The following is a 13,179-nucleotide window of genomic DNA, read 5'->3' as shown; positions in this document are numbered from 1 at the left end:
CTCAGATCCAGAGTTTCTTGAGTGTCTTGCCGCCAATGGCAAGATTGATGATGCCGCGCGAGACCATGATCGCCGTGAACATCGACGTCAGGATGCCGATGGACAGCGTCACCGCGAAGCCCTTGACCGGGCCACTGCCGATGGAGAACAGGATCACCGCGACCAGCAGGGTGGTGATGTTGGCATCGACGATGGAGGTGAAGGCGCGCTCGAAGCCGGTATGCACGGCTTGATGCAGCGGCATCTTGGAGCGCATTTCCTCGCGGATACGCTCGAAGATCAGCACGTTGGCATCCACCGCCATGCCCAGCGTCAGCACGATACCGGCGATACCCGGCAGGGTCAGGGTGGCACCCAGCATCGACATCGCGGCAATCAGGATCGCCAGGTTGGCGGTCAGGGCCACGTTGGCGACGACACCGAAGGCCTTGTAGCGCGCCAGCATGAACAGCACGACCAGCAGCAGGCCCAGCTCGACGGACAGGATGCCGCGCGAGATGTTCTCGGCACCGAGGCTTGGGCCGATGGTGCGTTCCTGCACGAAGTAGATCGGCGCGGCCAGTGAGCCGGAACGCAGCAGCAGCGACAGCTCCTTGGCTTCCGTCGGCGAGTCGAGGCCGGTGATGCGGAAGCTGTTGCCCAGTGCACTCTGGATGGTTGCCAGACTGATCAGCCCCTTCTCGGTGTACGGGATGCGCTTCTCGACCTTCTCGCCGTCTTCCATCACGGTGCGCGTGCGGGTCTTGTGCTCGATGAACAGCACCGCCATGTTGCGGCCGATCGCGGCACGCGTGACGCGGTTCATGATCGAGCCACCGGTTCCGTCCAGGTTGATGTTGACCTGCGGACGGCCGCTTTCATCGAAGCTGGTGCTGGCGCTGGAGACGCTGTCACCGCTGATGATCACGTCCTTCATGATGTTGGCGGTGCGGCTCGGCTGGTTGCGGAACGCGAAGCTCTCCATCTCGCTGGCCGGCGTGTCGCTGGCCGCTTCCAGGCGGAATTCGAGGTTGGCGGTGGCACCCAGTACGCGCTTGGCGGCGGCCGTGTCCTGCACGCCCGGCAGCTCGACCACGATGCGGTTCGGGCCCTGGCGCTGAACCAGCGGCTCGGACACGCCCAGCTCGTTGACGCGATTGCGGATCGTGGTCAGGTTCTGGTTGACCGCGTAATCCTGAATCTCCTTGACGGCGGCGGCGGTCAGGGTGAGGTCCAGTACGGCCCCACGCTCGACATCGCGCTCGTCGTATTCGAAGTTCTGGAAGTCGCGCGAGATCAGTGAGCGCGCCTTCGAGCGGTCCTCCTCATCGGAGAACGTCAGGCTCAGGGTGCCGTCGTCGACTTCGCTGCCGCGGTAGCGGATACGCTCCTCGCGCAGGGTTTCCTTGATGGCGCTGGCGTTGACTTCCAGGCGCTGCTTGACCGCGGCGTCCATGTCGACTTCCAGCTGGAAGTGGACACCGCCGCGCAGGTCAAGGCCCAGCTTCATCGGTGAGGCACCGAGGCTGGCCAGCCACGACGGCGTGGCGTCGGCCAGGTTCAGCGCGACGATGGCGTCATCGCCGAGCGTCTCGCTGATCAGTTCCTTGGCGCGCAGCTGCTGGTCGTTGCTGGTAAGGCGAATCAGGCCGGTGGAACCGTTGAGTTCCCCGGATTTGGGCGTGATGCCGGCGTTTTCGAGGGCACTGGTGGCGCGATCGAGGTCTTGCTGGTCGATGGCCTCGGCGCCGCTGGCGGCACTGATCTGCACAGCCGGGTCTTCGGGGTAGAGATTCGGCAATGCGTAGATCACGCCGACGGCAAGTACCAGGCAGATCACCAGGTACTTCCAAAGCGGATAGCGGTTGAGCATGGCAGCCCTGTCCTTGGTGGAGCGGGAGAGAAAAGCATGCTGCCGGCACAGGGGCCGGCAGCAGGAGGGATCAGATGGACTTGATGGTGCCCTTCGGCAGGACTGCAGCCACGGCAGACTTCTGCACGTTGACTTCGTTGCCTTCGTTCAGCTCCATGGTAATGAACTGCTCGCTGACCTTGGTGATGCGGCCAACCAGGCCACCACCGATGACGACTTCGTCACCCTTGGCCAGGTTGCCGATCAGGTTCTTGTGTTCCTTGGCGCGCTTGGACTGCGGACGCCAGAGCAAGAAATAGAAAATGACCACGAAGCCGACCAGCATGACGATCTGGCCGATGGCGCCGCCGCCGGCGACAGCCGCTTCGGCTTCCGCGTGTGCGGCAGGAATCAGGAATTCCAGCATGTGTATCTCCAGAGGTTACGAGTGAACTGTTGTTATGCAATGAGCGTGATTCAGGCTCTTCTTCACGTCTGGCTCGAGTCGAATATCAAGACGACCGGAGGATTTGGCCCCCGGTCGTCATTCGCCTCGATCAGTCGGCCAGCGGCGGCACCGGCAGGCCGCGCGCGGCATAGAACTGTTCCACGAAGTCCTGCAATGTACCCGCTTCAATTGCACCGCGCAAACCAGCCATCACGGTCTGGTAGTAGCGCAGATTGTGGATGGTGTTGAGCATCGAGCCGAGCATTTCTCCACAGCGATCAAGGTGATGCAGATAGCCGCGCGAGAAATTGGTGCAGGTGTAGCAATCGCAGTCCGGGTCCAGCGGTGAGGTGTCACGCTTGTGGACGGCGTTGCGGATCTTGACGGTGCCCGTCGGCGTGAACAGGTGGCCGTTGCGCGCGTTGCGGGTCGGCATCACGCAATCGAACATGTCGACGCCGCGCCGCACGCCCTCGACCAGGTCTTCCGGCTTGCCGACGCCCATCAGATAGCGCGGCTTGTCTTCCGGCATCCACTCGGGGAGGTAGTCGAGAACCTTGATCATCTCGTCCTTGGGCTCGCCCACGGACAGGCCGCCGATGGCGTAGCCGTCGAAATCGATCTTCTTGAGGCCCTCGAGGGACTTCTCGCGCAGATCCGGATACATGCCGCCCTGGATGATGCCGAACAGCGCCGACGGCGAGTCGCCATGCGCGTCGTAGGAGCGCTGCGCCCAGCGCAGGGACATCTCCATCGACTTGCGCGCTTCATCATGGGTGGCCGGGTACGGCGTGCACTCATCGAAGATCATCACGATGTCGGAGCCCAGCGAGCGCTGCACCGCCATCGATTCTTCCGGGCCCATGAAGACCTTGGAGCCATCGACCGGTGAGCGGAAGTGAACGCCCTGTTCGGTGATCTTGCGCGTCTTGCCCAGCGAGAAGACCTGGAAGCCGCCGGAATCGGTCAGGATCGGCTTGTCCCACTGCGCGAAGTCATGCAGATCGCCATGCGCTTCGATGACTTCCGTACCCGGGCGCAGCCACAGGTGGAAGGTGTTGCCGAGGATGATCTCGGCGCCGATCTCCTTGATGGACTCCGGCGTCATGCCCTTGACGGTGCCGTAGGTGCCCACCGGCATGAAGGCCGGGGTTTCCACGGTGCCGCGCGGGAAGGTCATGCGGCCACGACGTGCACGGCCATCGGTCGCGAGCTTTTCAAAGCTCATGAAGCATTCTTTACGCATGGTGCTCTCTTTGCTTGGCGGCGAAACAGGCCGCAGCTGGTGTGTCGATGCCACTATGCCGCAGCATAGCGCGGGGCGCGTTAACTGCGCATGACACGGCCCTCGGCGAATGCCGGGGCCATGTCAGAAAAGGGGGTTCAGGCGCGTTCCAGCAGCATGGCATCGCCATAGCTGAAGAACTGGTAGCGCTCTTCCACCGCCGCCTGATAGGCCGCCATGGTGTGCTCGTAGCCGGCGAAGGCCGAGACCAGCATCAGCAGGGTCGATTCCGGCAGATGGAAGTTGGTGATCAACAGATCCACCACCTGCCATTCGTAGCCCGGGTAGATGAAGATGTCGGTGTCGCCGGAGTAGGGGGCCAGCTCACCAGCGTGGGCCTTGGCGGCGCTCTCGAGACAGCGCACGCTGGTGGTGCCGACGGCGACCACGCGACGGCCGGCAGCGCGGGCACGGGCGATCTTGTCGCAGGCTTCCTGGCCGACCTCGATCCACTCGCTGTGCATGTGGTGTTCGAGAATGCTGTCGACGCGCACCGGCTGGAAGGTGCCGGCGCCCACATGCAGGGTAACGAAGGCGGTCTCGATGCCTTTCTCGGCCATGGCGGCCATGATCGGCTCATCGAAGTGCAGGCCCGCCGTCGGGGCGGCCACGGCGCCATCGCGCTTGGCATAGACCGTCTGATAGCGCTCGCGATCCGACAGCTCGTCATCCCGAGTGATATAAGGCGGCAGCGGCATGTGGCCGTGCTGGTTGAGCAGCTCGATCATCGGCGTCTCGCCGTGGAAGCGCAGCTCGAACAGCGCCTCCTGACGGCCTTCGACCACGGCCGTGATGCCGCCTTCGAAGATCAGCTCGGTACCCGGCTTGGGCGACTTGCTGGAGCGGATGTGCGCCAGGCCGCGATGGGCGTCCAGCGGACGCTCCAGCAGCATCTCGATCTTGCCGCCGGAGGCTTTCTGACCATGCAGGCGCGCGGGGATCACACGGGTGTCGTTGAAGACCACGACATCGCCGGGTTCCAGCTGCTCGAGCAGATCCGGGAAGCGACGGTGCACGATCTTGCCGCTCTTGCCATCCAGATGCAGCAGACGGCAATCGCTGCGTTGCTCTGACGGGTAGCGGGCAATCAGCTCATCCGGCAGGCTGAAATCGTAATCGCTGCGCTGCATCGGGCGCGCGTCGTTAGGTGTGGCAACGCCCGAGGCATCACCGGAATCGATACGTGACATGGCCAACCTGACACTCTGATAGCACGAGGCGCGTGGTGCGCTCCGTGGCATGCGTACATGCACAATGGGGAGATGCCGCCCTGAGACGCTGGCGCTCTCGTCGCGAGCGCATGACTCCCTTTCTGCGGGTGGGGCAGTCAGGTGCGACACTCTCGAGGCCTTGGCTGTCTGGGCAGACGAAAAAGGTCGCTCATGATACCCAATGCCATCGTCCACGCGAAGACCCGTTTGCGGGCGACACGCCTCAGTCCACTGCGGCGTGGGGTGTGAGGAAGCGCTCCATGTGTCTGATCTGACGCCAAAACTCGTTGACCTTGGCGCAATGTCCCGTATAATTTCGCTCCGTTGCCGGTGTGGCGGAATTGGTAGACGCAGCGGATTCAAAATCCGCCGCTTAATAGGCGTGTCGGTTCGAGTCCGACCACCGGCACCAGAATTGAAAAAGTCGCTTTCGAGCGGCTTTTTGCGTTTCTGGCTCCCACCGATTCATCTTCCTCGTGGTTCTTCGCTCGCGCTCAGTCTGTCTCTACCTCTGTCCCGAATACCTGTCCTTGCTTATCTCTTTACGCTTCGCCTGTCATGGCGCTGGCTACTGCTTGTCTTTGCTCTGTAAGTGACGGCAGGGGCCCAGACACAGGAAAGCCCCGAACGAATGTCGGGGCTTTCCTGTGTCTCGTGCATCCAGACGGCGGCTCACGCCTGATGTGGAACGCTCGTTACGCGTCGATAGAGGCTGTTGCTGGCGAGGGAGGGGTCGAGAAGTGCGATGCGGGTGTTCTGGATCGCGAGTTCCTGGCGCAGGGTAAACCACATGCCGACGTATTCATGGCAATCCTGGCAGTGCACCAAGTGGTCGGCCGATGGGGTGTGGTACTGATACTCCATCTTCAGGCCGGAGCATGCCGGACAACACAGTGCGGCTTGAGCTTTCCCTTCCATGTTTCCTCTCCTTCTCAGCAATTGACTGAATCTGGTGAGGTGCAGCGTAGTGGTCTCTTTCCTTGAGTTCGCAAACCTGCCAGTCATCAAGGCCCATGAGTCAATCGCTCAGACTCATGGATCTTGCTGGCCGGGGAGTGAAACTTCCCATGCTTGCGCGTCATCCTCTGACAGGGCCTGTCCCTGACTGCACTTCCTGTGCACTTGGCCCGTCACTACGCTGAACCTGCCGCTCTTCCTGAGCAGCGATCGGGCGTTACTGACCCGCAAGAATCTTGTACACCTTTCAGAAACTGACTGAATTCGGTGTCATTCAGCGTAGTGCTCTCTTTCCCTGAGCTCGCAGGCTTGCCAGTCATGAAGATTCGTAAACCTACCCGCTCAGGCTTACGAATCTTCCTGGCTAAGGAGCGAAGTCCCCAAGCTGCGCGTCATCCTTTGACAGGGCCTGTCCCTGGCTGCACTTCCTGTGCACTTGGCCTGTCACTACGCTGAACCTGCCGCTCTTCCTGAGCAGCGGTATAGACGTTACTGGTTATCATAAACTTGTACAACGCCTAATTTGTTGCACAAGTTTTCAAATGTGTAAAATTCTGTACTTTATTATGTTCTCATATAAATCCATGCACGACGGCCGCCTTCGAGGGCGGACTGTCCAGCCCGTGTGACACCCATCGTGAGGGGCATGTCCAGGTCGTCCATATGGCCTGCTGCCGCATCCGCACGGTGCTTGATACACTCGATCGCGCCTGCCCGAAGACTTGGTGGGAGTCGTATGTGCCCGATGCTCGCACTCCATCAGCAACGCAGGATGGGTAGGGCGGGCCTCATCGCGAGCGCCGGGCTACTGTCAGGTGATCCCCCAGGTGAATGTCCGAGGCCGGCGCAGTGTCGCTTTCACCAATTGACTGGAACATGGAATGACCTTCATGCATTGGATGCCGCTGAATCTGTGGTTGTCACTGGTTGCGCTATGCGCGATGGGGGCGATGTCGCCCGGACCGAGTCTGGCGATGGTGCTGCGCCATACCCTGGGCGGCGGCAGGAGTGCGGGGGTCGCCGCCGGTATCAGTCATGCGCTGGGAGTCGGGTTGTATGCCGCGCTGACTGCCTGGGGGCTCGGCGCCTTGATCGTTCATTATCCGGGCGTCTTCCAGGCGATCATGCTGCTGGGCGCAGTCTATCTGGCCTGGTTGGGGTTCAATGCACTGCGGGCGGGTCGCGGTGGAGCGCTGGAGGCGCAGGCCGTCACGACGTCCCGTTCCATGGCGATACGCGATGGTTTCATGGTGGCGCTGGCCAACCCCAAGTTGATCCTGTTCTTCGTGGCGCTGCTCAGTCAGTTGATCACGCCGGAGATGAGCGAGATGGGCAAGTGGCTGGTCGTCGTGACGGCCATGGGCATCGACGGGCTCTGGTATGTGCTGGTGGCACTGGTGCTGTCGCACTCGCGGGTGCTGCCCTGGTTGCAGGCGCGTGCGATGTGGATCAACCGCCTGACGGGCGTGGTGTTGCTGGGGCTGGCGTTGCGGGTGGTCTGGGGGCTTTGAGGCAGCCTGTCAGCCCGGTGAGGATCTGGTGATTCGTTATCTGGTAAAAAAACGGCCCTGGCACCTTGTGTCAGGGCCGTTTTGCATGCGCGTTTCGCGGGTTGAGGCGCTTGCAGATAGAGGTGTTTGTAGAGAGAGGCGTATGCACCGATGGCGTTACTCACTGAGCGACATCATCTCGGCGTAGTCCTTGATCGAGACCTCAAGGCTCGTGTCAGGTCTCGCCAGGAAATGCAGCGTCAGCGGCAGCTTGTCGCCTGCAGTGAGTGGCTGCGTCAGACCGATCAGCATCAGGTGGGGGCCGCCGCCGGGAGCCATCGTCAGCGGCGCGTCAGAGGAAATCGCCAGTTGCTCGATTCTGTGCATCTGCATGCGCTCTTGCGTGACTTGCATGCTGTGCAATTCGACCGTGGCGGCCATCGGCGTGCTGGCGCCTGTCAGCACGGCATCGCCCTTTGCGATCGAGAGTGTCAGGTAGACGGCCCCGGTCGTGGCACCCGGTGGCGTCGGTAGCGCGAAGGCTTGCTGGACATGGGGGGTGGCGGGTGGGGGCTCCTGAGCCGAGGCGTGAATGGTGGCAAGGGAGAGCAGGGCTAGCGACGCCAGCCATCTGCTGGCGGTGCTGGTGGTGGTGCGAAGGGCGGTCAGGCCAGCCGATATCTGTCCGGCGCGTCGCGGCGCGCCATGTCCCTGGCGAGGTTGCCTCATGCTTGCGCATCTCCTGTGTCGGTGTGTAAAGAGAATGACCATGTGAGCGGTCCATGATGCCAGTGTGGTGTTTTCTGTCGGCGATGGCCTCTAGTGTAGAGGCTAGTGCAGAGGCTATTGCAGAGAGTTCTGTTTTAGGTGGTTTGCACGAATGTGAGCGTCACCTGTTGCCCGGGTGTGAAGGCAGGTGTCCGGGCCGCAGTTGAAGGCAGCTTCGTCGCATTCTGCTACCGTGGGACGCATTGGTCGATGCCATCCGGCGGTGTTGGTCGTCGCGGATGGCTATCGAAGTGATTCAAGGACAGGCAAGGAACAGGGAACGGTGATCCAGGACGAAATCATTCAGCTGGTCGATGCGCAGAATCGCCCTTGTGGCACGGCACCGCGTCGCTTGATGCGACGCTACCGCTATTGGCACCGTGCCACCTATGCCTTCGTGCTCAATGGCCGCGGTGAGCTGTGCATCCAGAAGCGTACCCTGAGCAAGGAAGTGTTCCCCGGCTATTTCGATCTCGCCAGTGGGGGGGTTGTCGGGGCCGGTGAGGCCGTGCAGGTGGCTGCCCGTCGCGAGCTGGAGGAAGAGATTGGCGTGCGCGGCGCGCCGCTCAAGCATTGTTTCGATTTCTGCTACACCGACGCGACCAACCATGTCTTCGGCAGTGCATATCTGGTGCATTACGATGGCCCGCTGACGCTGCAGGCTGAAGAAGTGGCAGATGCCTTCTGGGTCACGCCGGCCGATGCGCTTGCGTTGCATCCTTCAACGCCTGATAGCCGTATGGCCCTTGAGCGCCTGATTCGTGAAGGCTTTCTGAGTGAGAGCCTGAGCCGATGATCTTCGCTTTTCCTTGTCGAGCCTGCGCAGTAACGCCGCTGGCCCTGCGTCATCTGGCGTGTGCTGCCCATCGTGATGGCCGCATCTCCTCCTCCCCACTTTGTTCTGGAGTCTTTGCATGAATGCCAAGGTATCGCCACAGCAGCTGGAAGAGGTGGAAGCCGCATTGTCTACGGTGCTGGCGGGCAAGCCGCGCCAGATTCGTCTGGCGCTCTGTTGTCTGCTGTGTCGTGGTCACGTCCTGATCGAGGACTTGCCGGGGCTGGGCAAGACGACGCTCGCCCAGGGGCTGGCGCGTCTGATCGGAGCGGACATGCAGCGGGTGCAGTTCACCAGCGATCTATTGCCCGCTGACATTCTCGGCGTGTCGGTATTCGACCCGCGTGAGGGCAACTTCCGCTTCCATCCCGGCCCGGTGTTCCACTCGCTGGTGCTGGCGGATGAGATCAACCGTGCCACGCCCAAGACGCAGAGCGCGTTGCTGGAGGCGATGGAAGAGCGTCAGGTGACGGTGGAAGGTGAGACCCGTCGCCTGCCAGAACCGTTCTTCGTGATCGCGACCCAGAATCCGCTTCAGCAATCCGGCACCTTCCCGCTGCCGGAATCCCAGCTGGACCGCTTCCTGATGCGGCTGTCATTGGGCTACCCGGAACCCGCAGCCGAGCGCGAGATTCTCAAGGGCAATGCCGGGCGTCAGCATATCGAGGCGCTGCGACCCTTGTTGCCCGTCTCGGTGCTCAAGGAGTGGCAGGCCGCCGTGGACCGTGTGCGCCTGTCTGATCCGCTGCTGGATTATCTGCAGGCGCTGGTGGCGGCGACGCGCAGCTCACCGGAAGTGGCCTATGGTCTCTCGACGCGCGGGGTGCTGGCGTTGGCCAGTGCTGCGCGTGGCTGGGCACTGCTGGCAGGACGTGACTATGTGCTGCCGGAGGATGTGCAAGCGGTCTGGGCGCCCGTCGTGGGGCACCGCCTCAGCGAAGGCAGTGTTGCCGAAGGTGAAGCCGTGGCGCGCCATCTGCTCGGGCAGGTGGCGGTGGTGCCTGCATGACCCAGGTGGCGAAACCCGGCGCATGGACGCGCGTGAAAGCCCGCATGCTGCGCAAGATGTCGATTGGCGGAGGCGAGGCGCTTCATCACGCGCGCTTGATGATCTTGCCGACGCCCTTCGGGCTGTTCTGGGCGGTGCTGGTGATCCTGCTGCTGCTGTTGGGGATCAATTACGAGAACTCGCTGGCGCATGGCCTGTCCTTCTGGCTGTTCGCCGTGGCAGTGGTCAGCATCTTTCGCAGCTGGCGCAATCTGGCGGGCGTGCGAGTGCAGCTGATCGCCGATGGTGAGGCGTTTGCAGGCAATACGTTGCGCGTCATGGTGCGCCTCACCGGTCGGGCTCGCTCGCATGCCATCGATGTGCGACTGGGAGAGGCGCGCCAACGACTCGAGATCCATGACGGCGAAGGCAGTGCGCCGCTGGAGCTGGCGGCCTTTCAGCGTGGCCAGTTCTCATTGCCGACGCTGACGCTGGAGTCGCGCTGGCCACTGGGGCTGGTACGCCTGTGGGCCTGGGTCGCGATCGATACGCCGGTCCTCGTCTATCCACAGCCAGAGCTTCCCTCCACCCCGCAGGGCAGTCGTCGCACGCTCGAGCAGATAGAGCAGGGCGATTTCGCCGGTCTGCGCCGCTATGTGCCGGGTGATGCGCCAGCGCATATCGCCTGGAAGCACTGGGGGCGCAGCGGCGAGCTGGTCACCAAGCGCTTCGAGACGCCAGCGCGTCCCTCGCTGTGGCTGGATTACGAGGCCTGTCGTGGCGACATGGAGCAGCGGCTCTCGGAGCTCACGGCGCGCGTGCTGGCGGCGGAAGGCGCCCAGGCGACCTATGGTCTGCGGCTGCCGGGCCAGATATTGGCCATCGCCAGTGGCGGGGCGCATCGCCGTCGAGTGCTTGAGGCGCTGACGCTGTTCGGCGGCGAGCAGAGGTTGCCATGGTCCGCCCAGCTGGCGGCCAGTGAGGCCGCCGAGCGAGCCGGCGCGAGTCGTCCCTTGAGTCAGGAGGGCAGCGCATGAGCCTGTCGACAGCCAAGGCTTCCCCGGGACGTGCCTTCCTGGGCCGTTCCTCAAAGGACGAGCTCTCCAGTGGCGCATCTTCTCCCTCCTCCAGCACCAGACGACGCTGGTGGCAGCGCAAACCGCTGACGCCTGACCAGGCGCTGGGCTGGCTGGAGCTGCGCCATCTGTTCATCGGCCAGTGTCTTGTGCTGGCGTTGCATGTGCTGTGGATGCCGGTATGGCTTGCCTTGCCGGCCTTGCTGGCGGCGTTGTGGCGCTTTCAGCAACTCCGGGCGCGAGTTCCGCGCGCTGGCATCCTGTTGCGACTGGCGGCGGTGGCAATGGTCGCGGCGGGCCTTTTTCTCGAATACGGCCAGATGCTGCGCCTGGAGGCGATGATCGGCCTGCTGGTCGGCATCTATCTGCTCAAGCTGCTGGAGACGGACAGCCTGCGCGATGGTCGCGTGGTCTGCGGGCTGGGCTTCGTGGTGCTGGCGGCGGCCTTCCTGCATGACCAGGGGCCCTTGATGGCGGCGGCTTCGGTCATGGCCGCGGCGTGGCTGGTCGGCGGACTGGTATTGATCGCCGGTGCGCGCGAACGTCGTGAGGCCATGCGGGAGACGGCCTGGCTGATGGGGCTGTCCCTGCCGCTGATGCTGGGCTTGTTCGTGCTCTTTCCCCGCTTGCCGCCGCTGTGGAACGTGCCGCAGCTCAACGAGGCCACCACGGGGCTTACCGACAGTGTCTCTCCCGGCGATATCGCCGCCCTGGGTCGCAGTGATGCCCTGGCGTTTAGGGCGCGTTTCGACAACGGACTGCCTGCGGCCTCCCAGCGCTACTGGCGTGTGTATACCCTGAGTCTGTTTGATGGCGTGCGCTGGTCGCGCGCCACGCCGGAGCGTCTTCAGGAGGCACTGGGCGGGCCGGCCGAGCGCTACGTTCAGCGCGGAACGCGTAGGGAGGGGGAAGTCGCGCGTCATCGCTATGAGCTGCTGCTGGAGCCGGACCCGCGCCCCTGGCGGCCGAGTCTCGGCGCGCCACTGACGACCAGCCGCGAGGCCCGTTACCTGATCGACGGCACCCTTGAGGGGCTGGCGTCACTCAATACCCGCGAGCTGTTGGAGATGTCTTCCTCCGGCGCGCCACCGACAACGGCTCCGCAATGGATGCAGCGCCTTGATCAGCTGTTGCCCGATGATGGCAACCCGCGTGCCCGTGAGTTCGCTCGCGATCTGATGCGGGAGTCGGGGGGAGATCCGCAGGTCTTCCTGCAGCGCCTTTTCCAGTATTTCAATCGCCAGCCTTTCCACTACACCCTGACGCCACCGCGCCTCGAGGGGCTCAGCCGTGTCGATGATTTCCTGTTCGACAGCTTGCGGGGCTATTGCACCCATTACGCCTCTACCAGCGTTTTTCTGGCGCGCGCTGCCGGACTGCCGGCGCGTATGGTCGCGGGTTATCTGGGCGGCGAGGCACAAGGCGATGGCATCGGTGGGCCGCAGGAATTGAGCATCCGTCAGTATGACGCTCACGCCTGGGTCGAGGTGTTCCATGCCGGCCGCTGGCATCGATTTGATCCCACCGCGGCGGTGGCTCCCGAGCGAATCTCGCAGGGGGCGCTGAGCCTGCAGGGGCAGCCGGGCTTCATGGCCGATGCTGGCTTGCGCGCCTTCACGCTGAATAATTCATTGCTCAGTGATCTGAGACGGCAGTGGGAGCGTTTCGAATACCGCTGGCAACGCAGCGTGGTGGGGTTCCGTCTCGACGAGCAGCGAAATCTCTGGAAGCGACTGTTTGGTGACTTCCGCTGGGAGTGGCTTGTCTGGGGTGTGCTCGGGTTGCTGGCCAGTGTGGTGCTGGCAGGCGTGGCACTGGTGTTGTGGTCGGGTCGTGAGGTGTCAGCGCACGCAGGTGTGCGAGCCTACCGCAGATTGGTGAAGCGGCTGGAGCGTACGGGCCATGGCCCCCACGTTGGCGAGGCTCCCGGCAGCCACTTGCGCCGTATTGCCCAACAGCAGCCGCAGAATGTAAGAGTATTGTTACATTTGGCAGATTTGATTGAACAATGGCTATACAACGATGCTACGGTATTAGCGAGTTCTCATGGTGAAGCATCATCCTTGCGTAGTGTTCGGCGCCAGTGGTCTGTGCAGTCTCGCAAGATTCGCTAAATCACAATGATGACTTTTATGAGTGTTACTTATTGATTTAAAGAGGTTTTTCCGCATTAGATATCTCATCCTTGCAGCGCGATAGCGCTACTGAAAATTGCTAGGTTGCGGTAAGTGTTGTTGTGTATCAAAATGTAACTATCCGTTCTTGTCTATCATGCCATCGCTCCCCCTTC

General features: G+C 62.6%; 11 protein-coding genes and 1 tRNA gene. 6 read left to right on the top strand and 6 right to left on the bottom strand.

Annotation, left to right across the window (positions count from 1 at the left end):
- Window position 1: 1 nt before the first annotated feature.
- The 4 genes from secD to queA all read right to left on the bottom strand — a co-directional run bounded on the left by secD (window position 2) and on the right by queA (window position 4,694).
- Window positions 2–1,852, bottom strand: a complete 1,851-nt coding sequence (secD, locus tag LCW13_RS14435; protein WP_054556870.1) for a protein translocase subunit SecD — start codon at window positions 1,850–1,852, stop codon at window positions 2–4.
- Between the two features lie 70 nt (window positions 1,853–1,922).
- Complete coding sequence (yajC, locus tag LCW13_RS14430; protein ID WP_043333819.1) at window positions 1,923–2,258, bottom strand: preprotein translocase subunit YajC; 336 nt, start codon at window positions 2,256–2,258, stop codon at window positions 1,923–1,925.
- Between the two features lie 130 nt (window positions 2,259–2,388).
- On the bottom strand, window positions 2,389–3,507 hold the full coding sequence (gene tgt / locus LCW13_RS14425; RefSeq protein WP_438265391.1) for a tRNA guanosine(34) transglycosylase Tgt: 1,119 nt from the start codon (window positions 3,505–3,507) through the stop codon (window positions 2,389–2,391).
- A 155-nt stretch (window positions 3,508–3,662) separates the two neighbouring features.
- A complete protein-coding gene (gene queA, locus LCW13_RS14420; RefSeq protein WP_225348172.1) occupies window positions 3,663–4,694 on the bottom strand; it encodes a tRNA preQ1(34) S-adenosylmethionine ribosyltransferase-isomerase QueA in 1,032 nt (343 codons plus the stop codon).
- A 407-nt stretch (window positions 4,695–5,101) separates the two neighbouring features.
- On the opposite strand from queA, the gene LCW13_RS14415 reads away from it, so the two are divergent.
- Window positions 5,102–5,187: transfer RNA gene (locus LCW13_RS14415), tRNA-Leu, on the top strand.
- A 260-nt stretch (window positions 5,188–5,447) separates the two neighbouring features.
- Here LCW13_RS14415 and LCW13_RS14410 read toward each other — a convergent pair.
- Window positions 5,448–5,693: a hypothetical protein gene (locus LCW13_RS14410; RefSeq protein ID WP_225347261.1), complete on the bottom strand. Its 246-nt coding sequence runs from the start codon at window positions 5,691–5,693 to the stop codon at window positions 5,448–5,450.
- A gap of 938 nt (window positions 5,694–6,631) precedes the next feature.
- Between LCW13_RS14410 and LCW13_RS14405 the strand changes: the two genes are divergently transcribed.
- Window positions 6,632–7,243: a LysE family translocator gene (locus LCW13_RS14405; protein ID WP_225348171.1), complete on the top strand. Its 612-nt coding sequence runs from the start codon at window positions 6,632–6,634 to the stop codon at window positions 7,241–7,243.
- A gap of 156 nt (window positions 7,244–7,399) precedes the next feature.
- Here the strand turns inward: LCW13_RS14405 and LCW13_RS14400 are convergent, their stop codons facing one another.
- Window positions 7,400–7,951, bottom strand: a complete 552-nt coding sequence (locus LCW13_RS14400) for a copper chaperone PCu(A)C (RefSeq protein WP_225347260.1) — start codon at window positions 7,949–7,951, stop codon at window positions 7,400–7,402.
- Between the two features lie 322 nt (window positions 7,952–8,273).
- On the opposite strand from LCW13_RS14400, the gene LCW13_RS14395 reads away from it, so the two are divergent.
- The 4 genes from LCW13_RS14395 (at window position 8,274) to LCW13_RS14380 (ending at window position 13,003) form a co-directional block, all read left to right on the top strand.
- Window positions 8,274–8,786 carry an NUDIX hydrolase gene (locus LCW13_RS14395; protein WP_225347259.1) on the top strand — a complete coding sequence of 171 codons (513 nt, stop codon included), beginning with the start codon at window positions 8,274–8,276 and terminating at the stop codon, window positions 8,784–8,786.
- A 118-nt stretch (window positions 8,787–8,904) separates the two neighbouring features.
- Entirely contained in the window at window positions 8,905–9,834 is a 930-nt protein-coding gene (locus tag LCW13_RS14390; RefSeq protein WP_054556876.1) for an AAA family ATPase, read from the top strand.
- Window positions 9,831–10,850 (top strand): DUF58 domain-containing protein, encoded by a 1,020-nt coding sequence (locus tag LCW13_RS14385; RefSeq protein WP_225347258.1) that lies wholly within the window; start codon window positions 9,831–9,833, stop codon window positions 10,848–10,850. Before LCW13_RS14390 ends, LCW13_RS14385 begins: the two co-directional genes overlap by 4 nt.
- On the top strand, window positions 10,847–13,003 hold the full coding sequence (locus tag LCW13_RS14380; protein ID WP_225347257.1) for a transglutaminase TgpA family protein: 2,157 nt from the start codon (window positions 10,847–10,849) through the stop codon (window positions 13,001–13,003). Before LCW13_RS14385 ends, LCW13_RS14380 begins: the two co-directional genes overlap by 4 nt.
- The last annotated feature ends 176 nt before the right edge of the window (window positions 13,004–13,179 follow it).

Origin of the sequence: Cobetia amphilecti (genome assembly GCF_020217465.1) — a bacterium.
GTDB lineage: Bacteria > Pseudomonadota > Gammaproteobacteria > Pseudomonadales > Halomonadaceae > Cobetia > Cobetia amphilecti.
Note: the sequence above shows the minus strand (reverse complement) of the source record. Positions and strands in the feature narration are given on the sequence as shown.

Coding starts and splice junctions, on each gene's coding strand:
- secD (WP_054556870.1), bottom strand. CDS start 1,852: ATGCTCAACCGCTATCCGCTTTGGAAGTACCTGGTGATCTGCCTGGTA.
- yajC (WP_043333819.1), bottom strand. CDS start 2,258: ATGCTGGAATTCCTGATTCCTGCCGCACACGCGGAAGCCGAAGCGGCT.
- tgt (WP_438265391.1), bottom strand. CDS start 3,507: ATGAGCTTTGAAAAGCTCGCGACCGATGGCCGTGCACGTCGTGGCCGC.
- queA (WP_225348172.1), bottom strand. CDS start 4,694: ATGCAGCGCAGCGATTACGATTTCAGCCTGCCGGATGAGCTGATTGCC.
- LCW13_RS14410 (WP_225347261.1), bottom strand. CDS start 5,693: ATGGAAGGGAAAGCTCAAGCCGCACTGTGTTGTCCGGCATGCTCCGGC.
- LCW13_RS14405 (WP_225348171.1), top strand. CDS start 6,632: ATGCCGCTGAATCTGTGGTTGTCACTGGTTGCGCTATGCGCGATGGGG.
- LCW13_RS14400 (WP_225347260.1), bottom strand. CDS start 7,951: ATGAGGCAACCTCGCCAGGGACATGGCGCGCCGCGACGCGCCGGACAG.
- LCW13_RS14390 (WP_054556876.1), top strand. CDS start 8,905: ATGAATGCCAAGGTATCGCCACAGCAGCTGGAAGAGGTGGAAGCCGCA.
- LCW13_RS14385 (WP_225347258.1), top strand. CDS start 9,831: ATGACCCAGGTGGCGAAACCCGGCGCATGGACGCGCGTGAAAGCCCGC.
- LCW13_RS14380 (WP_225347257.1), top strand. CDS start 10,847: ATGAGCCTGTCGACAGCCAAGGCTTCCCCGGGACGTGCCTTCCTGGGC.